18 protein-coding genes and 1 pseudogene are annotated in these 24693 nt (G+C 40.5%); 5 read left to right on the forward strand and 14 right to left on the reverse strand.

Annotated features, from left to right (window positions below):
* Positions 1-136: 136 nt before the first annotated feature.
* The 3 genes from E0H88_RS04890 (at position 137) to pgaB (E0H88_RS04900) (ending at position 2708) form a co-directional block, all read left to right on the forward strand.
* Entirely contained in the window at positions 137-679 is a 543-nt protein-coding gene (locus E0H88_RS04890; RefSeq protein ID WP_131273306.1) for a hypothetical protein, read from the forward strand.
* Positions 680-940: 261 nt separating this feature from the next.
* Positions 941-1384, forward strand: a complete 444-nt coding sequence (locus tag E0H88_RS04895) for a VOC family protein (protein ID WP_131273307.1) — start codon at positions 941-943, stop codon at positions 1382-1384.
* A gap of 190 nt (positions 1385-1574) precedes the next feature.
* The gene (gene pgaB / locus E0H88_RS04900; protein WP_252151988.1) at positions 1575-2708 is read left to right on the forward strand and encodes a poly-beta-1,6-N-acetyl-D-glucosamine N-deacetylase PgaB; all 1134 of its coding nucleotides are present in this window, start codon (positions 1575-1577) and stop codon (positions 2706-2708) included.
* Here the strand turns inward: pgaB (E0H88_RS04900) and pgaD are convergent.
* From pgaD to sdhC, 14 genes and pseudogenes are all read right to left on the reverse strand, one after another.
* Positions 2674-3180 carry a poly-beta-1,6-N-acetyl-D-glucosamine biosynthesis protein PgaD gene (pgaD, locus tag E0H88_RS04905; RefSeq protein WP_092819979.1) on the reverse strand — a complete coding sequence of 169 codons (507 nt, stop codon included), beginning with the start codon at positions 3178-3180 and terminating at the stop codon, positions 2674-2676. The two genes, pgaB (E0H88_RS04900) and pgaD, sit on opposite strands and share 35 nt — an antisense overlap.
* Positions 3173-4441 (reverse strand): poly-beta-1,6-N-acetyl-D-glucosamine synthase, encoded by a 1269-nt coding sequence (pgaC, locus tag E0H88_RS04910; RefSeq protein ID WP_131273309.1) that lies wholly within the window; start codon positions 4439-4441, stop codon positions 3173-3175. The genes pgaD and pgaC overlap by 8 nt, the downstream gene beginning before the upstream one ends.
* Positions 4441-6279 carry a poly-beta-1,6-N-acetyl-D-glucosamine N-deacetylase PgaB gene (gene pgaB, locus E0H88_RS04915; protein ID WP_131273310.1) on the reverse strand — a complete coding sequence of 613 codons (1839 nt, stop codon included), beginning with the start codon at positions 6277-6279 and terminating at the stop codon, positions 4441-4443. Before pgaB (E0H88_RS04915) ends, pgaC begins: the two co-directional genes overlap by 1 nt.
* Positions 6279-8750 carry a poly-beta-1,6 N-acetyl-D-glucosamine export porin PgaA gene (gene pgaA / locus E0H88_RS04920; protein ID WP_131273311.1) on the reverse strand — a complete coding sequence of 824 codons (2472 nt, stop codon included), beginning with the start codon at positions 8748-8750 and terminating at the stop codon, positions 6279-6281. Before pgaA ends, pgaB (E0H88_RS04915) begins: the two co-directional genes overlap by 1 nt.
* A 373-nt stretch (positions 8751-9123) precedes the next feature.
* Positions 9124-10014, reverse strand: coding sequence for a succinate--CoA ligase subunit alpha (gene sucD / locus E0H88_RS04925; RefSeq protein WP_131273312.1), 891 nt, complete (start codon positions 10012-10014; stop codon positions 9124-9126).
* A 12-nt stretch (positions 10015-10026) separates the two neighbouring features.
* Positions 10027-11193 (reverse strand): ADP-forming succinate--CoA ligase subunit beta, encoded by a 1167-nt coding sequence (sucC, locus tag E0H88_RS04930; RefSeq protein ID WP_131273313.1) that lies wholly within the window; start codon positions 11191-11193, stop codon positions 10027-10029.
* Positions 11194-11374: 181 nt separating this feature from the next.
* The gene (gene lpdA, locus E0H88_RS04935) at positions 11375-12808 is read right to left on the reverse strand and encodes a dihydrolipoyl dehydrogenase (RefSeq protein ID WP_131273314.1); all 1434 of its coding nucleotides are present in this window, start codon (positions 12806-12808) and stop codon (positions 11375-11377) included.
* Between the two features lie 60 nt (positions 12809-12868).
* Positions 12869-14086 (reverse strand): 2-oxoglutarate dehydrogenase complex dihydrolipoyllysine-residue succinyltransferase, encoded by a 1218-nt coding sequence (odhB, locus tag E0H88_RS04940; protein ID WP_131273315.1) that lies wholly within the window; start codon positions 14084-14086, stop codon positions 12869-12871.
* Positions 14086-16926: a 2-oxoglutarate dehydrogenase E1 component gene (locus E0H88_RS04945; RefSeq protein WP_131273316.1), complete on the reverse strand. Its 2841-nt coding sequence runs from the start codon at positions 16924-16926 to the stop codon at positions 14086-14088. The genes odhB and E0H88_RS04945 overlap by 1 nt, the downstream gene beginning before the upstream one ends.
* Before the next feature lie 153 nt (positions 16927-17079).
* Positions 17080-17172: pseudogene (locus E0H88_RS04950) on the reverse strand (hypothetical protein); the annotation flags it as partial.
* 583 nt (positions 17173-17755) lie between these two features.
* Complete coding sequence (locus E0H88_RS04955; protein ID WP_092819987.1) at positions 17756-18466, reverse strand: succinate dehydrogenase iron-sulfur subunit; 711 nt, start codon at positions 18464-18466, stop codon at positions 17756-17758.
* 14 nt (positions 18467-18480) lie between these two features.
* The gene (locus tag E0H88_RS04960) at positions 18481-20379 is read right to left on the reverse strand and encodes an FAD-binding protein (RefSeq protein ID WP_092819988.1); all 1899 of its coding nucleotides are present in this window, start codon (positions 20377-20379) and stop codon (positions 18481-18483) included.
* Positions 20380-20391: 12 nt separating this feature from the next.
* Entirely contained in the window at positions 20392-20757 is a 366-nt protein-coding gene (sdhD, locus tag E0H88_RS04965; protein ID WP_092819989.1) for a succinate dehydrogenase, hydrophobic membrane anchor protein, read from the reverse strand.
* Positions 20757-21155 carry a succinate dehydrogenase, cytochrome b556 subunit gene (gene sdhC, locus E0H88_RS04970; RefSeq protein WP_131273317.1) on the reverse strand — a complete coding sequence of 133 codons (399 nt, stop codon included), beginning with the start codon at positions 21153-21155 and terminating at the stop codon, positions 20757-20759. The genes sdhD and sdhC overlap by 1 nt, the downstream gene beginning before the upstream one ends.
* A gap of 1013 nt (positions 21156-22168) precedes the next feature.
* Between sdhC and gltA the strand changes: the two genes are divergently transcribed.
* Both gltA and E0H88_RS04980 read left to right on the forward strand, forming a co-directional pair.
* On the forward strand, positions 22169-23446 hold the full coding sequence (gene gltA, locus E0H88_RS04975) for a citrate synthase (RefSeq protein ID WP_092819990.1): 1278 nt from the start codon (positions 22169-22171) through the stop codon (positions 23444-23446).
* Between the two features lie 810 nt (positions 23447-24256).
* A partial coding sequence (locus E0H88_RS04980; protein ID WP_215628938.1) for a KGG domain-containing protein occupies positions 24257-24693 on the forward strand: 437 nt, incomplete at its 3' end.

Raw genomic sequence — 24693 nt, forward strand, 5'->3', positions numbered from 1 at the left:
GCCCTTTACCACAAGCCAACATTAAAATGTACAAAATCTAATCTGATTGTTAATTCATCTAACACATCTATGTCATTCTTGCTAAAAATTGCATAGAGTACTTAGACTTTCTCCCATCTCCTGTATTTTTTGAATTATGCATACGCTAGACCGTACTCTTGAATCCGTTAAATCCCGCCTGGAACAGGCGCAGCTTGCAGGTCATATCTATCAGCACAATGCGCATTTACTGATCTTGCAGGAACCGTTGAATGATGATGGTTCAATCCTGAATAATTTTGTGCAACATGAACATACCGCTGACCAGATTGGGCTGCAATATGGACTAAGACTTTCGGATAATCATTTTGATTTTTTGATTGGAGTCACGCATAGCAACCAGGATCGCAGCTATGAAATTGGTGCAGGCAATCTGAAGGCCGATCAGAAAGCCTTTAACCTGTTGTATGCCTTTTATAATTATCCCAAGGCATTTTATCTGGTCAGCCTGCCCATGACAGCCAGTAGCGCTCAGCTTGAACATGCCATTGAAACGCAACTTTTCAACCAGCCACAGTTAGACTTCCTGAACACAGCCATCAAAACCAATCCGATGGGACAACAGGTCAACTGGATGAAAGCTTTTATTCTGCAACAGGCTTTAGACATGAAAGTCCGTATTCAATCCTGCTTGCTTTAAGCATAGTTATTCAAGCTGCATGCATCATCCATTTAAGATAAAAGATTAAAGCAAGCTGATTGAAAAGATCATTCATTTTCGTATTACAAACAGTTGAATCTATATAAATTTTTATCATAAAAAACATGCAGTCTTAATGACTGCATTTTTATTAAAATTGAATAAACTTTATACAATTACCCTGCATAAACTCACTTGAGTAATACTGCCAGAACACTACATTATCTGTATCTGTTTATATGACCTATATAGAGCATAATAATGACTCACTCTATTTACCCCTGCCTATGGTTTGAAGAAAATGCCCAAGCAGCCTTTGAATGGTATGGTTCTATTTTTCCGCATAGTCATATGATCGAAACAAACCAATATGTGGCAAAAGCAAATTTTTCAGGCGTACCATTTTTAGGCATGAATGGAGGTCCTACTTTTCATCCCAATCCTTCCATTTCCTTTATGGTCATTTGTGAAAACCCAAATGAAATTGATCGCTTATGGAATCAGTTGATCGAGGGTGGTTCTATCTTGATGGAATTAGGTCAATATGCCTGGAGTGATTATTACGGCTGGCTGCAAGACCAGTATGGTTTTAGCTGGCAAATTCATCCTGAAAATTTGAGTGAAATCTTTAAGCAGAATCCTCATGCCCAAGCCGCAGCATTTAAAATGAAAAAGCTGGTGATTGAGGATTTGATTCATGCCTGATCACTCGGCATCACGATCAGGTAACAATAAAACAAGCATCAATACATTGATAATTTTTTGAAAAACTCAATAACCAATAAAAGCGAGTATAACAATGAATAATTTTAAAAATTTATACCAGAACAGGCTTAGCCGTTGCCTTTATTGGAGCTTAGGCTGTCTGCCATTGTCTACACAGGCTGCAGATCTCGTGCAAATCAAACAACATCCTATTGATGCAATTGTGCAGCAAAATATGACACAAAAATCAGTTGCACCGCCATTTAAAAAAACCGGCAAAATCGATCAGATGCGTATCATGCATATCGATATCGACTATGTTTATGATAAAGATAAAGCGCAGCAGAAAAAAAATCTTCAGACTCTATTACAGCGTATTAACAAGATTCAACCCAATACCATTTTCTTGCAAGCCTTTGCCGATCCTGATGCCAATGGTTCAGCCGATCAGGTCTATTTTAAAAACCGCCACATCCCAAGCAGGGACAATCTTTTTCCTGTTCTTGTTAGCCAGATTCGCAGCAAGACTCAGGTCAAGCATATTTATGCCTGGCTCCCCTTAATGGCATGGGAATTTCCAAAAAGTTATAAACTGACTTATGTCTCACATTACGACGGCGGAAAACAGGGTTATATTCGGGTTTCTCCCTTTGATCCTAAAAACCTTCAATATGTTTCCGAGATTTTTGTAGATTTTATCAAATCAAATGCGGTAGATGGTGTGCTCTACCATGATGATGTTACGCTGAATGATTATGAGGACAGCTCGGCTCCGGCACAAAATATGTATCGGGCTTGGGGATTTGGTGCAGATCAATTATTAAAACAGCCTCGGCAATCCAAACAATTAGAGTTTGCAAAATTCAAAACAGCCTATCTGGATCAATTTGCTGCAGGTATTACCAAAATCATTAAACAGCAACAGCCTCATCTACTGACTGCACGCAATATGTATGCACCGGTGGTCTTAGAGCCTCATAGTGAAAACTGGTTTAGCCAATCCATGCCCAGTACTTATCAATATTATGACTACAATGCCATTATGGCGATGCCCTATATGGAAGAAGCGGATGACCATCAACAATTCTATTTGGATCTCGTAAAACGGTCAAAAAAATATGACCCAGATTTGAGTCATACGATTTTTGAACTTCAGGCGTTGAATTGGCGAAATAATCAAAAACTTTCCACCGAAGAAATTGTGGATACCATCAAGTTTTTAGAAAAACACGGGGTAAAACATATTGGTTATTACCCCGATGATTTCGTACAGGAACATCCTCAACCGTCTAAGCTGAAATCCGCTTTTTTAACTGGTGATTAGTCTCAAAAAATTCCAGAAACCCTTTATTATTATAATAAAGGGTTAAATTCCTAGCCTGCTGCATATTGATAATATCTGCCGTATTCACCTTAAAACTACTGGCAAGTTGCGGTACTGCGACCGCTACTGGGGTTTTTCTACGATCCTTACCTGAAAAGCGAGCCCAGTTATAAGTTGCCCACAGCAACAGCAGACCAATAAAGCTTAAAATCATCACAACAATATTGATTAAACTTAATGGGCTATTGGGTTGGGCTTGTATAACCAGTTGCTGATAAATGGTTTGACCTTCAAACCACCATAAAAATAGGGTCAACACTGGCATAAATAACCACATAAACATAAACCAACCCACAATTTGTAAGCTGTAACCCGCGCTTTTATTACGTACATATTCAGGTTGATCAATATACGCTGGCAGTTCTAATTTTGACTCATCTTCAATTAAATAATATTTATATACTTTAGTCATTTTCTGGCGCTCCTCTAAATCCACGATCTGGGCTTACCCAACGTGCACGTTTTTGAGTCTTGAAAATCGTTTTAGGTAATGCAACCACTGTCGTCAGCATAGTGAGAACCCAGAAGAACAATGGATACCAAATGACCCAAAAATAGTTTCTGAAGATTCGGGCTTTATCATAGGGCTTATCGATACATAAACTAACAAAGAATTGAATAAGGCAAGTTAAACCCAGAATAATCCCGTACCATTGTGGAAAGAGAGATTGAATTGCCCACTCTCCGGGTAAAGAAAAAAACAGACCATATAGATATAGGATAATAATACCGAACATCACATATGCCCAAACCACACTGACAATAGACTCTAGTGCAATAGGCCACATACGGCGTCGATTCCACTTAAATAAGCTCGGTAAATAAGCAAATAAAACCTCTACTCCTCCTTGTGCCCAACGCAAACGCTGTTTCCATAAACCTTTAAAAGTTTCAGGCATATAGATATAGCACAGTGCTCTTGGGACATATTGCAGGTCCCAATGATCGAACTGTAAACGCCATGATACATCGATATCCTCCGTGATCATGTCATCACGCCAATATCCAATCCGGTCTAGCGCCGTTTTACGAAAACCGACTATTGCGCCTGAAACAGTAAAGATTCGTCCATAGGTGCGTTGTGCACGTTTAATTAATCCAATAATAGAAGAGAATTCACCCACCTGAATTTTGCCCAGAATACTGGAGCGGTTCAAAATACGTGGATTCCCCGTGACTGCCCCAACCCTTGGATATCTTGTTAAATGATGCATCATCCATAGCACTGCATGCGGATGGATTAAGGCATCACCATCTATACACACCAGATATTCATTTTGACTCACCATTGCACCGGCACGTAAAGCATAGGCCTTGCCCTGATTTTCAGCCAAATGGACAACTCTGAGTTTCGGATATTTTTGCAAAAGTTCATCAAGAATTTCGGCAGTTTTATCCTGACTTCCGTCATTTACTGCAATGACTTCAAAATCCGGATACTGCGTTTGCATGGCAAATTTTATGGTATCCCGAACCTGGGCTGCTTCATTAAAACAAGGAATAATAATACTGCATCCATGTTCGCTAGCATGAGGTAATGGCGGTTGCTTGCGTTCATGTTTTAAATAGAACCAGATTCCCCCCGCAATCCAAAGCCAAGCCATAAATAATGGGTAGAAAAAAGCAAAGCCAAAATACACATCACTAATTTGAAATAAACTTGAGTCAGTCATTATTTCCTCCCCTTCGCAGTATTATTTTCATATGGATTACGATAAGTGAGTGGACTGGTATTAATACTTAAATCTTGGTAAAGATACTCTTGAACTTGTTGTCCAGCCTTTAATTGATAATTATTAATTCCAATTTTTTGTACGGATAATTTTTTTAGTTCCTGATAATATTGCGAATACTCTTTCCAGTCGCTTCGTTTTGCATTCTGATTTACTGTAAAACTCACGATTAAATACTGTTTTTGTATACTGTTTAATTTTTCGAGTTGTTTTTCTAAAGTTTTAAATATTCCAGCATCTTTCACCGGATCAAATTCAATATAAAGAAAATCCTTATTATTTAAACTGTATTCCATCAAAGGCATTAATCCATCTACATGCTTATCCTTTAAGGTAATTTTCAAAACAGTTTGATAATTATTACTGATATTGGTGTAATATTTTGCCTGTTTTTTAGCTTGATCTTTTATATCAAAAACCTTTTTTATTTTTTGAGCACATTCTCCATCCCAGGTCTGTTTCTGTATTGCACAGTCGAGCTCATCTCCAATATCGATCATTACACCTTCAACTGAAGAATTATATTTAACCAATTCGGCAGTGAGATCTGCAAAATTGAGTCCCTGTTTGGTTTGTAAACTAATCGGTAATTCAGCATATACCCGATTACCTACACGGGTGCGCGCTTGCCAAACTGTACGATTTAATAAATCTTTACGCATGCCCAGTTGACGATTTGGGAAATAGGCAACATCTATTTTTCCATCACCATTCTCATCCGCTACGGTTTTTAATAAAATGGTATTGGTTTGTAATGCACTAACCTGATCTAGAAATTGCCCAAGTTTTTGATCAAAAATTTCATTATTGGGACTGACCATTTCAGCCAAATCAAAACGGATATAACTTCTACGTTGCTTATGGATATCACTGGCAAAAGTCAAAAAATCCAGCATTTCTGCATGTAGCATTTCAGGGGTCGGGTTATTCATGACCAGGGCGCGTTGATAGGTTTGCCCCGAATCAGCAAGGGTGGACATACTGCCCAAACTAAATGACATAGGCAGACCCGCTTTTTCTGCAAGTTCTTCACTTTCCTTGGTCACGGCACCATAAGGCCAGAATATAGCCCTTGTATCTATTCCTAATTCAGTGTCTAAAATTTTCTTAGACTGTTTTAAATCATCTATAACCCGTTTTTGATAGGCTTGATCTGATTCATAACGTTGATATTTTGGCAAAAATTGGCGAGTAATTGCCGCGGGTTGCATACTTTGTTGAGGATTGGCAAGTATGCCTTTGTGCAGATTATCCGAATGTGATACAAACTCTACCAGACCTGAACGTTGCATTTCCCGCATTTGATCCCAGGTCATTAAGCTATTTTGACCATAGGCCTCATAAGCATCTTTGGTATTCCCATTAATCCAGCTCGTAGGAATAGCAAAAGCAGCGGAATATTTATACTGTTTCAATAACGGGAAAACTCGGGTATAACTACTGATTGCCCCATCATCAAAGGTTAATAACACTGATTTTTTAGGTAATTTCTTTTTCTTTTGCCGAGCATCCCATACATCTTGCAAACTAATCGTTTGCCACCCTTCCTGTTTTAACCATGCAAAATAGCGTCCTAAATTTTTAGTACTAATTGCATAAAGATCCCGATCTCCGTCACGGGAAACGTCATCCCGAACATCATGAAAAGTGATGGTCACAAATAAATTATCAGGTATTTCAGTGGTATTTTTCGTTATATTTTGAGCAAAAACCGTCACTGGAACGGCGAATGCCGTTACCATGACAGCAGAAAGTAAGGTTTTTATCACGTGTTTCATTAAAAAATTCCTTTAAAGCCCACTGTTGCATATGTTTTTTCTTCATCTTCACCATCATAAGGATGAGTTCCCCAGCCTATGCCATAGTTCAGACGCCATGTCCGAGAAAGCTGCCAATCATGTTCATAAAAAACGTTATAAATTGGCTTGCTGGAATAATTATCTTGTCCAAAAGTCCCAATGGTAGCTTCAAAATGTTGAGTGAAATTCCTTTCATATCTACGCCACGTAATCCACTCATGCTGTAAATTCAGTTCTGCACTATAACTTTCTTCAGGATTGAAATAGTCCACAATGACATCTTTGTTCTGGCTGTAATAACCGGCCAGAGTCAAACTGGTGGTATGATGCGGGGCTTGAAAAATCTGTTGTTTAAGGTATGCCGAAACCTCTTGGCGTGTATTGTCATCATCAATATCGGTTAACTGATAGACAAGACCTGCCTTACGGGATTCATGCTGTTGCCAATTCAAATCAAAGGTATAAGATTTTCCTTCATTGCCATTTCTGATGGCCTGTAAAGGAATATCCGCCTGACTATTAAATCCTAATGCGTACTGCCAATGATCATTCAGCCATTGTGACCAATTGAGCTTGACCCCAAAACGGTCTTGATCTTGTTCATTGTCGATACTCTGAGACAACATGATATTTACCGCTTTACGACGCGATGCCCATTCCAGCCCTAGACCTACACGTTGATATTCAATGGTGCCGGTATCATATTCACCAGAACGAAAACTGTGATCAACATAGGTACGATAATTATCAAAAAGCCATGGGCTGTGAATGCGTGTGAAATGATCCTGCTCACGGTTCCCTCTCAAACGATCGAGTAAAGCCGAATTATCTGAGTCACTTTCTGAAAAATTACTCAGGTGTTGAATAGAGGCATGATTACGGTCATTCAGTTCTTTTTTATTTTTTACTACAGTCGTATCTTCAGGCATGGTTTGTATGAGTTCAGCACTTTGGATACGCCATTCCTGGATATTTTCCAAAGCTCGCAGGTTTTCTAAATGACGGATTCGGATGCCTTCATCTACCGGTATGACGCCATCCCATTGAGATACGATCCATTCAGCACGTTGCGGGTTTTCACGCAAAAGTTGAATAAATGCGCGATTATTTTGGAAAAGTACGTTATTAGGCGCTTTTGCAATCAATTGTTCATAATATTGTTCGGCTTTGGCATATTCTTGACGATAGGCATAATTCAGCCCGACTAAAGCTAAATACTCACTTCGGTCATCATGGGTAACTTTATCCACACCTTTAGCATTACTGTATTGAAAAGTAGGTAAGGCTTTGTCCATTATTTTTAATAATTGATCAGCTTCCTTATATTTCTCCTGCTCAATTAACGAGTAATATAAGCCTGCATACAACTCAAAATGCGCATAGTTCTTTTCTTGCAGCAAATTTTTATAAATTTTTTCAGCGATTTGAGGCTGTTGATTCTTAAAGTAGGCATCTGCAATAGCCTGACGCACATAAGGAGGCATCTGTTCTATAGGCACGCCAGTTTTTGGAATTTGCTCGAAGACTTTTTGAGAGCGATTTCGTTCGTTTAAGGCATAAATGTATTCATAGTAAAATCGTCGCTTCCAACTCGGATCATTCGGCAGTTGCGATTCGTACTGTTCCATATCCGCGAGCACTTCATCAAGTGGCTGGTACGGCTGTTTTCGACCTCTATAAATGGAAAGCTTATAATATTCCACAGCATTTTGAATGCGCTGGGAAAATTCATTAATTTTGGCATTGGCTCTCAGATCGGCATTTTCTTTGAGTGATTGACTATTTTGTATAAAATTTTCCGCATTGGCATAATCTGCATTGGTCAGCAAGGCCAATGCATACTGTTCTTCGGTACTCACATCCTTGCTTTTTTCAATAGCCAGATTAGCCGTACTCAATGCCTCTACCGGCATATCTAGCAACCGGTAAGTATAAGAAAGCTGGGCTAAATAATCTGCTTCAACCTTATTAATGTCGACCTGAGAAAGTGTTTTTTTCGCCTGTGCCTTTTTACCCGCTTCTGCCTGCAATATGCCTGTCCAGACAATCCATTGTGGATTGGAATCGGTTTTTGCAAAGGTTTTGGCCCAGTTTTCTGCTAACTCAAATTTCTTTAAGTCGCGTAATGCCTTGATGACATATATTTTTCCATAGTCTGGAAATTGTTGACTTTGTATACCCTTTAGGTAGCGAATATCCGACTCTGCAAACTTTTTATTTTCATAAGCCATTACTACAAAATCAGCAATCAGTTTCTGATTATTGGGATAGCGGCCCAATAATTGTCTGAGTTTTTGTAAACCAGTGTCCACCTGGCCCTGTTTAATTAAAGGTATAACTTTTTCACGTTGTTGATCCACAACGTCCTTATAGATCAATTCTGCGTATGACAATGTAGAAAACAGTAAAGTCCCACAGGAAAGCGCGAGTACAGTGAAATTAAAGTTCATAATTAAAATATTCTTTATTCATTGTTATTAATGCTGACATTGTAATCCACAATATGTGAATAAAAGAGCAAATTAATAAAATATTGTGTTTCGTTTTGTGTTTTTTATTATTATATGTGATATAAATCACATTATTTTAAATATAAATTATATTGTTTTTAATCTGATTATTTTAATTTAAATATAATATTTTCTTTATTCAAGCAACCTACAATTTTCATACAACGCGCTATTTTAACGGGTTGTAAAAATATCCTTCCTTACAATCTACTATTTTAATTTAAAATTCCTCAACGTTAGATTGTTATCCATATCAAATATCATGCAATAAAAAACCCTCAAAAGAGGGGTTTTTTATTGCACTTGTTATATGTCACACCAAACCTTTATTCTTCAACACTTCAAACATGGTTGAGCCAAGTTCTGCAGGACTACGGGTATAAGCCATACCGGCTTTTTCAAAAGCTGCAAATTTTTCTTCTGCTGTGCCTTTACCACCAGAAATAATTGCTCCGGCATGCCCCATACGCTTGCCTTTAGGTGCTGTTACCCCTGCAATATAACCCACAACCGGCTTAGTCACATGAGACTGAATATATTCAGCGGCTTCTTCTTCTGCTGTTCCGCCAATCTCACCAATCATGATGATAGCTTCGGTTTGCGGATCTTCCTGGAACAGTTTCAGGCAATCAATCTGGTTCATGCCTGGAATTGGATCACCGCCAATGCCAATACAGGTGGATTGACCCAAGCCTAATTTAGTAGTCTGTGCCACTGCTTCGTAGGTCAATGTTCCGGAACGGGAAATAATGCCGATTTTACCTGTCTGATGAATATGTCCCGGCATAATCCCGATTTTGCACTCACCCGGCGTGATAATACCCGGACAGTTTGGCCCGATCAGACGTGTGCCATTACCGTTGGTTTCTAAATAGCGTTTGGCTTTTAACATATCCAGTGTTGGCACACCTTCCGTAATTACCACAATCAGCTCAATTCCAGAATCTACTGCTTCTACAATTGAATCCAATACAAATGGTGCAGGGACATAAATCACAGAGGCATCTGCATCTGTTTCTTTGACTGCTTCTTTCATGGTATTAAAAACAGGAAGATTTAAATGGGATTGACCGCCTTTTCCAGGAGTTACCCCACCAACGACTTTGGTGCCATAGGCTAAGGCTTGTTCTGAGTGAAATGTACCATTTTTACCTGTAAAACCTTGTACCAATACTTTCGTGTCTTTATTGATTAATACGCTCATGTTTGATACTCCTTAAGCTTTTACAGCAGCGACAATTTTTTCTGCAGCATCGGCCAAACCTGATGCAGAAATTAACGTGAGTCCAGATTCATCCAATAACTTGGCACCCAGTTCTGCATTATTTCCTTCCAAACGCACAACGACCGGCACGGCTACGTGAACTTCCTGAACCGCTGCAATAATGGCTTCAGCAATCATGTCACAACGTACAATCCCACCAAAAATATTAATTAAAACCCCTTGTACTGAACTGTCTGCCAAAATAATTTTAAAGGCTTCAATGACACGTTCTTTGGTTGCACCCCCTCCCACATCCAGAAAGTTTGCCGGCTGACCGCCATACAGTTTGATGATGTCCATGGTTGCCATGGCAAGACCGGCACCATTGACCATACAGCCAATGTTTCCTTCTAGGGCTACATAATTCAGGTCATGCTCTGAAGCTTTCAATTCACGTTCATTTTCCTGGGACTTATCGCGCATCGCTGCAATTTCGGGTAAACGATACAAAGCGTTAGAGTCGATCCCGACTTTGGCATCAACACATAAGATGTCACCATTTTCACGGACTGAAAGCGGGTTAATTTCAAATAAGGCAAAATCATTTTCAATGAATGCCTGATAAGCTGCGGTCATGATTTTGACAAACTGATTGATCTGTCCATCTTTTAAATTCAGTGCAAAAGCCACTTCACGCGCCTGGAATGGCAATAAACCCACCAGCGGGTCAACTTCAACTTTAATAATTTTTTCAGGAGTTTCTTCAGCCACCTTTTCAATTTCGACCCCACCCTCAGTGGATGCCATAAAGGTTACACGACGGCTGGAACGGTCCACCACTGCACCGAGGTATAACTCGCGTTCAACTGGGTAAACATCTTCAGAGACTAAAATGCTGTTGACTGGCTGTCCATTGGCATCGGTTTGATAAGTGACCAAACGTGTACCCATAATCTGGTTAGCATAGTCTGCGGCTTCTTGTGCAGACTTCACCACTTTTACTCCACCGGCCTTACCACGCCCCCCGGCATGAACCTGGGCTTTGAGTACTGCAAATTTTCCTCCAAGCTGTTCGAAAGCTTTTACGGTTTCTTCTGCATTTGTTGCCAGAATACCCTCTTGCACCGGCATTCCATATTTTTTTAATAACGTTTTTGCTTGATACTCATGTAGATTCATTGAACAACCTTTTACTACTTATTTGACTTTGTTATTACGTTCACCAATATTTTTTGGTTCACATCAATCAATATTGGTATTTTCTAGAACTTAAAATGATTCTTATCTTTATTTTTAGATGATTGTTCTAATAAAAACAACCATCAAATGTAAAAAGAGCGGCTTAAGCCGCTCTTTTTTATTACTTACGCTTACGTTGAATCGCGTGAATCGCTCGACCATCTACAGCCAAAGCAGCTTCATGAACCACTTCAGAGAATGTAGGATGACCAAATGTCATCAACTGTAAATCTTCAACTGAAGATACAAACTCAAGTGCGATCATACCTTGGTGTACGATATCGGACGCAGCAGGTCCAATCACGTGCATGCCCAATAAACGGTCAGTTTTTGCATCAGCAACAAACTTCACGAAACCAGCATTTTCGCCAGCTGCCATTGCACGACCATTTGCAGCAAAGCCGAATTGACCTGTCTTAACGTCATGGCCTTTTTCTTTTGCTTGCTCTTCTGTTAAACCGACCCACGCCGCTTCTGGGTGTGTGTAAATTACAGAAATGATGGTGTCATAGTTCACTTGTGCAGCATGACCGTGAATACGTTCAGCTGCCATTACGCCTTCTTCCATTGCTTTATGAGCAAGCATTGGACCACGTACCAAGTCACCAATTGCATATACACCTTCAACAGAAGTCGCGCACCAGTCATTTACTTCAACCAGACCGCGTTCAGTTAACTTAATGCCTGAATCTTCAGCCAATAAGCCTTCAGCATAAGCACGACGACCTACACAAACGATCAACTTGTCGAAAGTTTGAGTTTTGTCTTCGCCACCTTGAGTGTACTGAACAGTAACTTCACGGCCATTTACTTCAGTACCAGCAACTTTAGCGCCAACACGGATGTCTAGACCTTGTTTAGTCAATACTTTTTGGTAGTCTTTCGCCAATGCTTTATCAGCCATTGGCAAGAATGCATCCATTGCTTCAAAAACAACAACTTCAGCACCCAGACGACGCCATACTGAACCCAGCTCAAGACCGATTACGCCCGCACCAATTACGCCTAGACGTTTAGGTACTTCAGGGAATTCAAGTGCGCCAGTTGAATCAACAATGATGTCTTGATCTACAGGAGCTACTGGAATGTTTACCGGTACTGAACCTGTCGCAAGAATGACATATTTAGGTTCAAGAATTTGAATTTCACCTTCGTGAGATACAAATTCAACTTTTTTACCAGCAAGTAATTTACCTGTACCTTTTAACCATCCGATACCGTTACCTTTTAGAAGGCCATCGATACCCATTGTTAATTGGTTTACAATTTTGTCTTTACGAGCAAGCATTTTTGCTAGGTCGAATTTCACTTCACCAGTTGCAATACCGTGATCTTCTAGGTGATGCACTGTATCTTCATAACGGTGTGAAGAATCAAGCAAAGCTTTAGACGGGATACAACCTACGTTTAAGCAAGTACCGCCTAAAGACGGTTTGCCTTTATGAATACGTTTTTCGATACAGGCAACTTTGAAACCAAGTTGAGCTGCACGAATTGCCGCTTCATAACCACCTGGTCCACCGCCGATAACAACAAGATCAAACTGTTGAGACATGTTTATCTCCAAAAATGGGCCTAGAGTTTCGCTCTAAGCCCATGGATTTATTCTATAGAATTAAAGGTCAAGGATAAGACGAGCAGGTTCTTCTAACAATTCTTTGATTGCTACAAGGAAACCTACAGCTTCTTTACCATCAATTAAACGGTGGTCATAAGACAGCGCCAAGTACATCATTGGCAAGATTTCTACTTGACCATTCACTGCCATAGGACGGTCCTGGATTTTGTGCATACCCAAGATTGCAGTTTGTGGTGTATTCAAAATTGGCGTAGAAAGCAATGAACCGAAAGTACCACCATTGGTAATAGTGAACGTACCTCCAGTCATGTCTTCAATGCCTAACTTACCGTCACGTGCCTTAGCAGCATAAGCGCGAATACCGTTTTCTACTTCAGCATAGTTCATGCGGTCAGTATCACGTAATACAGGAACCACTAGACCACGGTCGCTTGATACAGCCACACCGATGTCATAGTAACCGTGATAAACAATGTCATCACCATCGATAGAAGCGTTTACAGCAGGGTAGCGTTTCAGTGCTTCAGTCGCTGCTTTAACGAAGAATGACATGAAGCCCAGACGCGCACCATGACGCTTTTCGAATGCGTCTTTATATTGAGCACGCATTTCCATGATTGGTTTCATGTTCACTTCGTTGAACGTAGTCAACATTGCTGTTGATTGAGTCGCAGCAAGTAAACGCTCAGCAACACGTTTACGAAGACGGGTCATAGGAACACGTTTTTCGATACGCTCGCCAACAGCAACGCTTAAAGGCGCAGCAGCTGGAGCCGCTGGTTTAGCTTGATGGTTTGCAACATCTTCTTTAGTAATACGGCCACCGCGACCAGTACCTGCTACATCGCTAGCTGCAATACCCGTTTCAGTCAATGCTTTACGCACTGCTGGAGCTTGGTCTTGAACAGGCTGGCTACGTTCTACCACAGGTGCAGCACCCGCTTCAGTTTGAGCTGCAGCTTGTTCAACTTTCTCTTCAGATTGAACGGCTTGAGTTTGCGCAGCGCCAGAAACAGCACCTTCTTCAAACTGTGCAATCACTTCATTTGACAGTACTGTGTCGCCTTCATTTTTAATGATTGACGCAATTGTACCGTCCGCAGGAGCAACAACTTCCAAAACAACTTTATCAGTTTCGATATCACAGATCACTTCATCACGTGATACCGCTTCACCTGGTTGTTTATGCCAAGTTGCGATCGTACCGTCAGCAACTGACTCTGGGAATACCGGTGCTTTAATTTCGGTTGCCATTATTTAGAATCTCCTGATTGTTCAGCTGCAATCGCGAGTGCGTCATTTACCAGCTGAGCTTGTTGTTTTGCGTGCAAATATGGTGAACCACATGCCGGTGCAGCAGAAGCTTCACGGCCTGCGAAGCTAATACGTACTTGTTTACCTGATTTCATCACGTCGTCATATAGACGCGGTGCGATGAACAACCAAGCACCTTGGTTTTTCGGTTCTTCTTGAGCCCAAACCACTTCTTTGATATTTGGGTAAGAAGCAAGTACTTCAGCAATGCGTTGTTCTGGATATGGGTACAATTGTTCAATACGAACGATTGCAGTGTTGTTTAATTCCTGTTCACGACGTTTTTCAAGCAAGTCGTAATAAACCTTACCACCACAAAGTACCAGACGAGTCACATCAGACTTGTTGATGTTGTCGATTTCGTCAATCACAGTCTGGAATGAACCATTTGCAAGCTCTTCAAGCGTAGAAGTTGCAAGTTTGTGACGAAGCAATGACTTCGGCGACATGATGATCATTGGCTTGCGGATTGGACGAAGTGCTTGACGACGCATCGCATGGAAAATTTGCGCTGGGGTAGTCGGTGTCATCACCTGCATGTTGTCTTCAGCACAAAGCTGCAAGAAACGTTCTAAACGTGCAGATGAGTGTTCTGGACCCTGACCTTCAAAACCGTGTGGAAGAAGCATGGTTAAACCACACACGCGTTCCCATTTGGTTTCGCCAGATGCGATGAACTGGTCAATCACGACTTGCGCACAGTTCGCAAAGTCACCGAACTGTGCTTCCCAGATAATTAAGCTCTTTGGAAGCGTCGTTGCATAACCGTATTCAAATGCAAGTACCGCCATTTCTGACAATAAAGAGTCATAAATTGCTGTACGTGGCTGGTTTTCTTTCAGGTTACATAATGGAATGTAAGTTGAACCGTCCACCTGGTTGTGCAATTTTGCATGACGGTGTGAGAAGGTGCCACGACCCACGTCTTCACCGGTTAAGCGAACCAGGAAGCCTTCATCCAGAATAGAAGCATAGGCTAGAGTTTCTGCAGCACCCCAGTTCAGCGGCATTTCACCCGTTTGCATTTTCAGACGGTCGTCGATCACTTTTGCAACCTGACGTTGCATCACGAAGCCTTCTGGAAGCTCGCGCATTTTTGTGCCAAGTTCTTTCAAGCGTTCGATTGGGAACGAAGTATCCCATTCGTCTGTATATTCGTGACCCAGGTATGGCGTCCAGTCAACAAACATTTTGGTATTTGGTTCAAGCACCAATGCATTGGCAACATGCTTGCCTGCTTCAAGGTCTGAACGGTATTGCTCAACCATTTGGTCAGCAGAAGCACGATCAAGAACACCTTGTTGTACAAGCTGATCTGCATAAAGCGTACGCGTGGTCGCTTTTTTGTTAATCACCTGATACATCATCGGTTGAGTTGCAGCTGGCTCGTCCGCTTCGTTATGCCCACGACGACGGTAGCAGAACATGTCAATCACAACATCCTTACGGAAAGTATGACGGAAATCATGCGCTAACTGAGACACAAACAATACAGCTTCAGGATCATCACCATTCACATGGAAGATTGGTGCCTGAATCATTTTCGCGATATCAGTACAGTATTCTGTAGAACGTGCATCACGTGGATCAGAAGTTGTGAAACCAACCTGGTTGTTGACCACAAGATGAACTGTACCACCTACGGTATAACCACGGGTTTGTGACATCTGGAAGGTTTCTTGGTTTACACCTTGACCTGCAAATGCTGCATCACCATGAACAATGATTGGCAATACATCATCACCACCAATGTCTTTACGACGTACTTGACGTGCACGTACCGAGCCTTCAACCACAGGACCTACGATTTCAAGGTGCGACGGGTTAAATGCCAATGCCAAGTGAACTTCGCCACCCGGAGTCATCACGTTAGATGAGAAACCTTGGTGGTACTTAACGTCACCAGAACCTTTTTTATGCAGTGATTTACCTTCAAACTCGCCGAACAGGTCAGCCGGGTTTTTACCCATGATGTTCACAAGAAGGTTTAAACGGCCACGGTGCGGCATACCGATAACCACTTCTTTACAGCCTACAGAGCCTGCACGTTGAATCAGTTCATTCACCATCGGGATGAAAGATTCACCACCTTCCACACCAAAGCGTTTTGCACCAACGTATTTATTACCGAGGTATTTTTCCAGACCTTCAGCTGCTGTTAAGCGTTCTAAGACGTGTTTTTTCTGTTCAGCAGTGAAACCGAATTGGCCTTTTGCACTTTCAAGACGTTGTTGAATCCAGCGTTTTTCTTTGGTATCAACAATGTGCATGTATTCAGCACCAATAGAAGCACAATAAGTCGCTTCCATCGCTTGAACCATTTCAGCTAAAGTTGCTTCAGTCTTACCGATTGCAAGGTTGCCCGTGTTAAACACTGTGTCTAAATCAGATTGAGTCAAACCATGCGCAGCAAGATCAAGATCAGGCACGATTTCACGCTTAGCCAAACCTAATGGATCTAATTTTGCTTTTTGATGACCACGGTTACGATAAGCTGCAATGAGTTGCAATACGCCAATTTGACGACGCTCATGCTCAGAACTTACAGCACTTTGAATCACAGGTTGAACGCGACTTGAGTTGCGACCTAATAAAAGGAATTGCTCACGTACATTGCTATGTGGTTGATCACCTTTAGGGAATTTACCGAAGTATTCTTGCCAGTCAGCACCTACTGAATCTGGAGCCGTCAAATACTGCTCATAAAGTTCTTCAATATACGCTGCACTGTCAGCGCTAAGTTCAGTGTCAAGACGCAGTGCGTCAGCAACTTCTTGCATTTGTGGACCCATTTCCTATTGCAAAAACATTTTCAGGATGCTTTTTAAGCGAACCCATGATTAATAATGTCAAATTGGTAACATGACATTAGTCCCCATAAGGCATAAGCCATGAGGCGTGATCACTACATTAGGAATAACCCAATGTGAATAATGAATCATAACGCCCTCATTGGCATCATCACTCATTGATATATACTCGACCAAAACCGAGCAATTTTTTGCAAATCGACTTAGAAAAAATAACTACGTGACTTAATTTTTCTAAAGCGATTTATATTTATTTATAAACCTTATACATAATTTCAAATGTTGAAAAAATGTACGCAAATACAGGGCTTTTTTTAAATATAGCTTTGTGTCAAATCGTAACATGTTCTCCAGTTGCAATTGATTTTTTTGACACATACCTCTCATAACTTAGCGAAATACACATCTAACATTTTCATCTAACATATGGTGCTTTATCTCATAATTAGATTCAATCTAGACCAAAGTCCTAGCCCACCTCACCATATATAACAAAAGAGAGCACAATATTTAAACTGGCTCTCTTTATCTGCGTTATATAATAACATTTTAATCTCAAATTTGCAGATTCAAGCCTAAAATTAGTGCTTTAATCACCCATTCAAACCATCCCACCAGACCCAGATCGTTTTTAAGCAAAATTCTGCTTTTGTTTTAATCAATTATATATTTTTTAACACCGCTGCACACCCCCACTCCCATCTATTCATATAAGCATTTAGTATTCCATACTTATTTACAACTATTAAAAGTATAAAAAAAGCACACCTATGGGTGTGCTTTTTTTGACTGGAGCAGATTAGCCTGCTTGGTCTAACAACATGCTACGGATGTGACCGATAGCTTTAGTTGGATTAAGACCTTTAGGACAAACTGATACACAGTTCATGATGCCTTTACAACGGAATAGCGAGAACGGGTCGTCAAGACGAGCCAAACGCTCTTGAGTTGCAGTATCACGAGAGTCAATGATGAAGCGGTAAGCATTCAACAATGCTGAAGGACCCAGGAACTTGTCAGGGTTCCACCAGAATGACGGACATGAAGTTGAACAGCATGCGCAAAGAATACATTCGTATAAACCGTCAAGGTGTTCACGTTCTTCAGGAGACTGTAAACGCTCTTTCGGTGGCGCAGGCTGGTTGTTGATCAAGAACGGGTGAATTTTGTTGTACTGATCGTAGAACTGGTTCATGTCTACAACCAAGTCTTTAACCACTGGTAGACCTGGAAGTGGACGAACAGTAATCACTTCTGGTAAATCATTCAGGTTCCACAAACATGCCAAACCGTTTTTACCATTGATGTTTACACCATCAGAACCACAAATACCTTCACGGCATGAACGACGGAACGTTAAAGATTCGTCTTGTACTTTCAACGCAAGAAGAGCATCAAGCAACATACGGTGCTTGTCTGTCAATTCAAGTTTAAAAGTTTGCATGTACGGTGCTTTATCCTTGTCAGGATCGTAGCGGTAGATATTAAATGTACGAGTACCTCTACTCATCTTACTTCTCCCTATTAGAATGTACGCGGTTTAGGTGGAATTGCGGCAACCGATAAAGGCTTATAACGCACTGGCTTGTACTCAAGATGGTTGTCAGCAGAGAACCATAATGTGTGCTTCATCCACTCATCATCACGACGACCGTATGGATAATCCGCATGTTCTGGCGGCAATTCAAAATCGACCACCGTATGCGCACCACGACATTCTTTACGAGCAGCAGCAGAAATCAGTGTTGCTTTCGCCACTTCATACAAGTTTTCAACTTCCAAAGCTTCAATACGTGCAGTGTTGAATACTTTAGATTTGTCTTTCAAGTGAATGTTACGAACACGTGGCTCAATCGCAAGAATTTGCTTCACACCTTCTTCAAGCAGTGCAGATGTACGGAATACACCAGCGTGGTCTTGAACGATATCACGGATTGCATCAGCAACTTCTTGAGCATTTTCACCTGAAGTTGACTCATCCAGTTTACGAATACGCTCAACAGTTTGTTCAAGCACAGTCGTAGGAAGCGGTTGGTACTCATCACCATGATGTTTAGTTACATAGTCAATGATATGTTGACCAGCAGCTTTACCAAATACAACCAAGTCAAGCAATGAGTTTGTACCTAGACGGTTCGCACCATGTACTGATACACATGAACATTCACCAATTGCATAGAAACCTTTCACTGGTTTAGTGAAGTCACGGCCTTCCGCATTTGTAGAATAAACATCAGTATCTTTGTTGTAGTGTGCTTCAAGCGGAGTTGTTTCGCGAGATTCAGGAACCACAACCTGACCATGAATATTCGTTGGAATACCACCCATTTGATAATGGATTGTTGGTACTACTGGAATTGGCTCTTTGGTGATATCCACGTTCGCGAATTTCTTACCAATCTCGAATACAGATGGAAGACGTTTCATGATTGTGTCAGCACCCAGGTGCGTCATATCAAGAAGAATGTAGTCACCTTTAGGACCACAACCACGACCTTCCTTGATTTCCTGGTCCATAGAACGTGATACGAAGTCACGTGGCGCCAAGTCTTTCAAAGTTGGAGCATAACGTTCCATGAACGGTTCGCCGTCTTTGTTACGAAGGATTGCACCTTCACCACGACAACCTTCAGTTAACAATACGCCTGCGCCCGCAACACCCGTTGGGTGGAATTGCCAGAATTCCATATCCTGTAATGGAATACCTGCACGAGCCGCCATACCAAGACCGTCACCAGTATTGATATATGCGTTAGTAGATGCACGGTAAACACGACCTGCACCACCTGTAGCAAATAATGTCGCTTTCGCCTGAAATACTGCAATTTTACCAGTTTCCTGGTCAATAGCAGTTACACCCAGTACGTCACCTTCTTCGTTACGGATCAAGTCAAGAGCGATCCATTCCACGAAGAATTGCGTACCCATTTTCACGTTGCTTTGATAAAGCGTGTGAAGAAGTGCGTGACCTGTACGGTCAGCTGCAGCACATGCGCGAGGAACCGCTTTTTCACCGTAGTTTGCAGAGTGACCACCGAATGGACGTTGGTAAATTGTACCGTCTGCGTTACGGTCGAATGGCATACCCAAGTGTTCTAATTCATAAACCACTTGTGGCGCTTCACGCGTCATAAATTCGATCGCGTCTTGGTCACCTAACCAGTCAGAACCTTTTACGGTGTCATAAAAGTGGTAGTGCCAGTTATCTTCTTGCATGTTACCAAGAGATGCACCAATACCACCCTGTGCAGCCACAGTATGAGAACGTGTTGGGAATACTTTAGTCAGTACCGCAACTTTCAAACCCGCCTGAGCAAGCTGGTAAGATGCGCGCATACCTGAACCACCACCACCAACGATAACAGCATCGAAAGTTTCGTGTGGAATATTTGTGTAATCTTCTTTAGGGGTTATAGCGCCCATGATATTTTCCTATCAATTCGCCCAAAAAATCTGGATCGCCCAGATTGCATATGCAAATACAGCAATAATGACTGCTGAAGTCAGCACCAAACGCAAGCCTGAAGCTGAAGGACCCATTTGACGAGTAGTCACATAATCTGTGAATACCTGCCACATGCCGATCCAAGCGTGTGCGACAAGAGATAAGACTGCCAATAAAGACATAATCTTCATTGGTAATGTCATCATAAAGCCAAACCATTGTTCATAGTTAAATCCGCCATTAAGAAGGATCCAACCCAATACCACAACAGTATAAACAGCTAATACAACAGCACTTACACGTTGGATAAACCAATCGCGAGAACCTGAACCCGTTAAACCTGTAGCACTTTTCATTAGAGAACAATCCATACAAATGATGCGACAATCGAAATCGCAGCCAAGATCAATGAAATAGTAGCTGCTACACGACCACTTTGCAGTTCTTCAGCAAAACCAAGGTCAGCAAGTAAATGCTTAATACCCATAATAAAATGGAAAAGTAAGCCGGCTACAAATACCCATACGATAAAGCGTACAATGAAGCCGCTAAAGATTGCCTGAACTTCAGCAAAACCTTCAGCAGAAGACAATGATTTGTCTAGAAGCCACAAAAGTACCGGTACAAGTAAAAATACGATGACACCAGAAAGACGGTGTAGAATTGATGCAATAGCCACAGGGGATTTTAAGTTTACTTCTAAAACTTGACCCATGGACAAATTGACAGGTCTGTTGCTTTTCACAGCGGGCATCCTGTAAGTAAAAACTCCATCCGGAGTTTGTTGGAATTAATTCGAAGGAAAGCTAGCATTTTTAGGCAATTACTCTATCCAGTAATACCTAATTTTAAAACGACACTGAATTATAAAACGTGAACTATCAAAACACAAACAATCACATTTAGCTTTTCCATAAAAAAATATTAAATAAGAATCATTAACATAAAATCCCCAAATCAAGCAGACAAAATACATCTAAGAAAACAGAGCTATATACTTGGTTTTTATTAAATAAAAGCCAATTTTATTTATCGTTTTTAGCTTTGAGAATTAAATTTATTTATTTAGACTAAAGATGAACAAAGAATTACTATATTTTACAACACACTTAACCACATTCATATCATTTATGATAGTTTTCATTTTTAATATAAATATCTAGAATTTATAAAAATTATATCAGCTTAAGATCATGAAATGAAATAACCACTTAGTCTGTGAATAATTCCCCCACTACAGCAAAATCACGCTGATTTTTTCAGCAAAATTATGGTTTATTTTTCCCAATTTGAACAAATAACCAGCATTTCCACCCACTTTTAGCAGTTATTTTTTAACCAAACAAACTTTATTTTACTTTTAATTTATCGCTTTTAATTATGACCAATAAAACAGCAAAAAACACAGTAAAAAGATGTAAGTTACGAAAATTATAATAATTTTAAATATTAGACTTGATATAAACTTTCAGTCTATCAGAGTTTTTAGGAATTAAAAATTGCCTACAATTCCCACAACATGCATATTTTTTTCTGCAACTTATTTTCATTTGACTTATTATACGGCGTCGATACTGATATTTTCCTCATGGCTACTGGATTTTGTGATCCAATCCTTATGAGGGTGTCGTTTTATCCATAAGTATAATTGACAAAATTTCAGTACTCTCTAATCTTATAGCAAATTTTTGATCCGTCTGATTCGCGCATTAAAAGATTAGTACTACGAGTCAGATAAAACATTCACCAGGACAGGAGATCTATTGAATGTCTGCAGCAACTGGCAAAAAAGCCGTTTTACAGCTTGATGGCAAAGAAATTGAATTACCAATTTACAGCGGCACATTGGGCCCAGATGTAATCGACGTTAAAGATGTGTTGGCCGCAGGTCACTTTACTTTTGATCCTGGTTTTATGGCAACAGCTGCATGTGAATCTAAAATCACATTCATCGATGGTAATAAAGGTGTGCTTTTACACCGCGGTTACCCAATCGACCAGCTTGCAACTAAAGCAGACTATCTAGAAACTTGCTACTTATTGTTAAACGGCGAACTTCCAACTGCTGAACAAAAAGTAGAATTTGATGCTAAAGTTCGTAACCACACTATGGTTCACGACCAAGTTAGCCGTTTCTTCAATGGTTTCCGTCGTGATGCTCACCCGATGGCAATCATGGTTGGTGTAGTTGGTGCGCTTTCTGCGTTCTATCACAACAACTTGGACATCGAAGATGTTAACCACCGTGAAATTACTGCAATCCGCCTGATTGCTAAAGTTCCTACGCTAGCAGCTTGGAGCTACAAATACACAGTTGGTCAACCATTCGTTTATCCACGTAACGACTTGAGCTACGCTGAAAACTTCTTGTACATGATGTTTGCTACTCCTGCAGACCGTGACTACAAAGTTAACCCAATTCTTGCGAAAGCAATGGACCGTATCTTCACGCTTCATGCTGACCACGAACAAAACGCTTCTACGTCTACAGTACGTCTAGCGGGTTCTACTGGTGCTAACCCTTATGCATGTATCGCTGCTGGTATCTCTGCACTTTGGGGTCCTGCTCACGGTGGTGCGAACGAAGCCGTTCTTAAGATGCTTGATGAAATCGGCACTGTAGAAAACGTGGCTGGCTTCATGGAAAAAGTGAAGACTAAAGAAGTTAAACTCATGGGCTTCGGTCACCGTGTGTACAAAAACTTCGACCCACGCGCGAAAGTAATGAAAGAAACTTGTGACGAAGTTCTTGGTGCACTTGGCATCAACGATCCACAGCTTGCACTTGCTATGGAACTTGAACGTATCGCGCTTTCTGACGAATACTTCATTAAACGTAACCTATACCCTAACGTAGACTTCTACTCAGGTATCATCCTTAAAGCGATTGGTATCCCGACTGAAATGTTTACTGTAATCTTCGCTCTTGCACGTACTGTTGGCTGGATCAGCCACTGGTTAGAAATGCACAGCGGCCCTTACAAAATCGGTCGTCCACGTCAGCTTTACACTGGTGAAGTTCAACGTGACATCCAAGGTCGTTAATTCATTTAGAATTGATTACTAAAAAAACCACCCATATGGGTGGTTTTTTTATATCTTTCACTCCCTCTTATTTATTTTTACAATCAAAATTTTAATTATTTTTTGAAGAAAAAATGTAATCTACGCTTTATATGCAGCCTTATTTTACTTTTGATACTTTTTCATAAAATAGCCACGTACTATTTTAAATAAACAACAATATAATTTTTTCATTTTTTAAAAAATAGAAATCCAACTTAACAATTAAAATGATCCGCCAGATTTAAATGTTAATGATTCACATACACACCCTCACTCACTTCATTTGAATTCAGCATTTATTTATGCTTTTAGAATTAAACTCAACATCTATACTTATCTTCTACCCCCAATTTTTTTCTTTATTTATACCTTTAAAAATTATAAAAGTCTCATCAATAGACTTCTTACATTACCCCCTTTACTCTACTATGAGATGAAAAAAAGAGGTTAGGAATAATTATGAAAGAGGTTTATTCTAATTTTATACATTTTAAATACAAATTAAATTCATATACTAACAGCACATTAAAATATTTTATAGTTAATTTTTTATAATAAGCTCATATATAACATTAAGTAATATTAGAATATTATATTGTTATTCACCCTATTTATAAAAAACAAATAAAGCCATTTAATTACAGTCCATTACCAGTATATTTTTTATTTATTATTTACATTAAAAAGAATAGAAACACATCATTTATTTATTAATAAATTATTTCTTTTAATTTATTAGAGTTGTTTATTACAACAGTCTTACCCAAAAATAAAGATAGGACGAAAAAAATGGCTAATCGAAGTAATGAGAATGAAACAGAACATTCAAATCGCGGATTTGCAAGTATGGATCCCGAGAGACAACGTGAAATAGCAAGTAAAGGTGGTCATGCCGCACATGAAAGTGGGCATGCTCATGAATTCACCTCAGAGGAAGCCCGTGCAGCCGGTCAAGCTGCTCATAGAAGCGGACATGCTCATGAATTTACCTCGGAAGAAGCGCGTGAGGCAGGTGCGCGCAGCCATATGAATACACGCGGTCGCAGCCGTTATGATGACGACGATGACCGTGGTGGTCGCTCTGGTCGTAGCCGTTACGATGATGATGACCGTGGTGGCCGTGGTCGTAGCCGTTATGATGATGACGATGACCGGGGCGGTCGCTCAGGTCGTAGCCGTTATAACGATGATGATGACCGTGGTGGCCGTGGTCGTAGCCGTTATGA

This window comes from Acinetobacter sp. ANC 4216 (assembly GCF_004331195.1).
Taxonomy (GTDB): domain Bacteria; phylum Pseudomonadota; class Gammaproteobacteria; order Pseudomonadales; family Moraxellaceae; genus Acinetobacter; species Acinetobacter kookii.

Excerpts from the sequence above, each read along its gene's own strand:
- sdhD (WP_092819989.1), bottom strand. The coding sequence starts at position 20,757 with ATGAAAAGTGCTACAGGTTTAACGGGTTCAGGTTCTCGCGATTGGTTT.
- gltA (WP_092819990.1), top strand. The coding sequence starts at position 22,169 with ATGTCTGCAGCAACTGGCAAAAAAGCCGTTTTACAGCTTGATGGCAAA.
- E0H88_RS04945 (WP_131273316.1), bottom strand. The coding sequence starts at position 16,926 with ATGCAAGAAGTTGCTGACGCACTGCGTCTTGACACTGAACTTAGCGCT.
- pgaB (WP_131273310.1), bottom strand. The coding sequence starts at position 6,279 with ATGAAACACGTGATAAAAACCTTACTTTCTGCTGTCATGGTAACGGCA.
- pgaC (WP_131273309.1), bottom strand. The coding sequence starts at position 4,441 with ATGACTGACTCAAGTTTATTTCAAATTAGTGATGTGTATTTTGGCTTT.
- E0H88_RS04895 (WP_131273307.1), top strand. The coding sequence starts at position 941 with ATGACTCACTCTATTTACCCCTGCCTATGGTTTGAAGAAAATGCCCAA.
- sdhC (WP_131273317.1), bottom strand. The coding sequence starts at position 21,155 with ATGCCCGCTGTGAAAAGCAACAGACCTGTCAATTTGTCCATGGGTCAA.
- sucC (WP_131273313.1), bottom strand. The coding sequence starts at position 11,193 with ATGAATCTACATGAGTATCAAGCAAAAACGTTATTAAAAAAATATGGA.
- E0H88_RS04960 (WP_092819988.1), bottom strand. The coding sequence starts at position 20,379 with ATGGGCGCTATAACCCCTAAAGAAGATTACACAAATATTCCACACGAA.
- pgaA (WP_131273311.1), bottom strand. The coding sequence starts at position 8,750 with ATGAACTTTAATTTCACTGTACTCGCGCTTTCCTGTGGGACTTTACTG.
- pgaD (WP_092819979.1), bottom strand. The coding sequence starts at position 3,180 with ATGACTAAAGTATATAAATATTATTTAATTGAAGATGAGTCAAAATTA.
- E0H88_RS04890 (WP_131273306.1), top strand. The coding sequence starts at position 137 with ATGCATACGCTAGACCGTACTCTTGAATCCGTTAAATCCCGCCTGGAA.
- lpdA (WP_131273314.1), bottom strand. The coding sequence starts at position 12,808 with ATGTCTCAACAGTTTGATCTTGTTGTTATCGGCGGTGGACCAGGTGGT.
- odhB (WP_131273315.1), bottom strand. The coding sequence starts at position 14,086 with ATGGCAACCGAAATTAAAGCACCGGTATTCCCAGAGTCAGTTGCTGAC.
- sucD (WP_131273312.1), bottom strand. The coding sequence starts at position 10,014 with ATGAGCGTATTAATCAATAAAGACACGAAAGTATTGGTACAAGGTTTT.
- E0H88_RS04955 (WP_092819987.1), bottom strand. The coding sequence starts at position 18,466 with ATGAGTAGAGGTACTCGTACATTTAATATCTACCGCTACGATCCTGAC.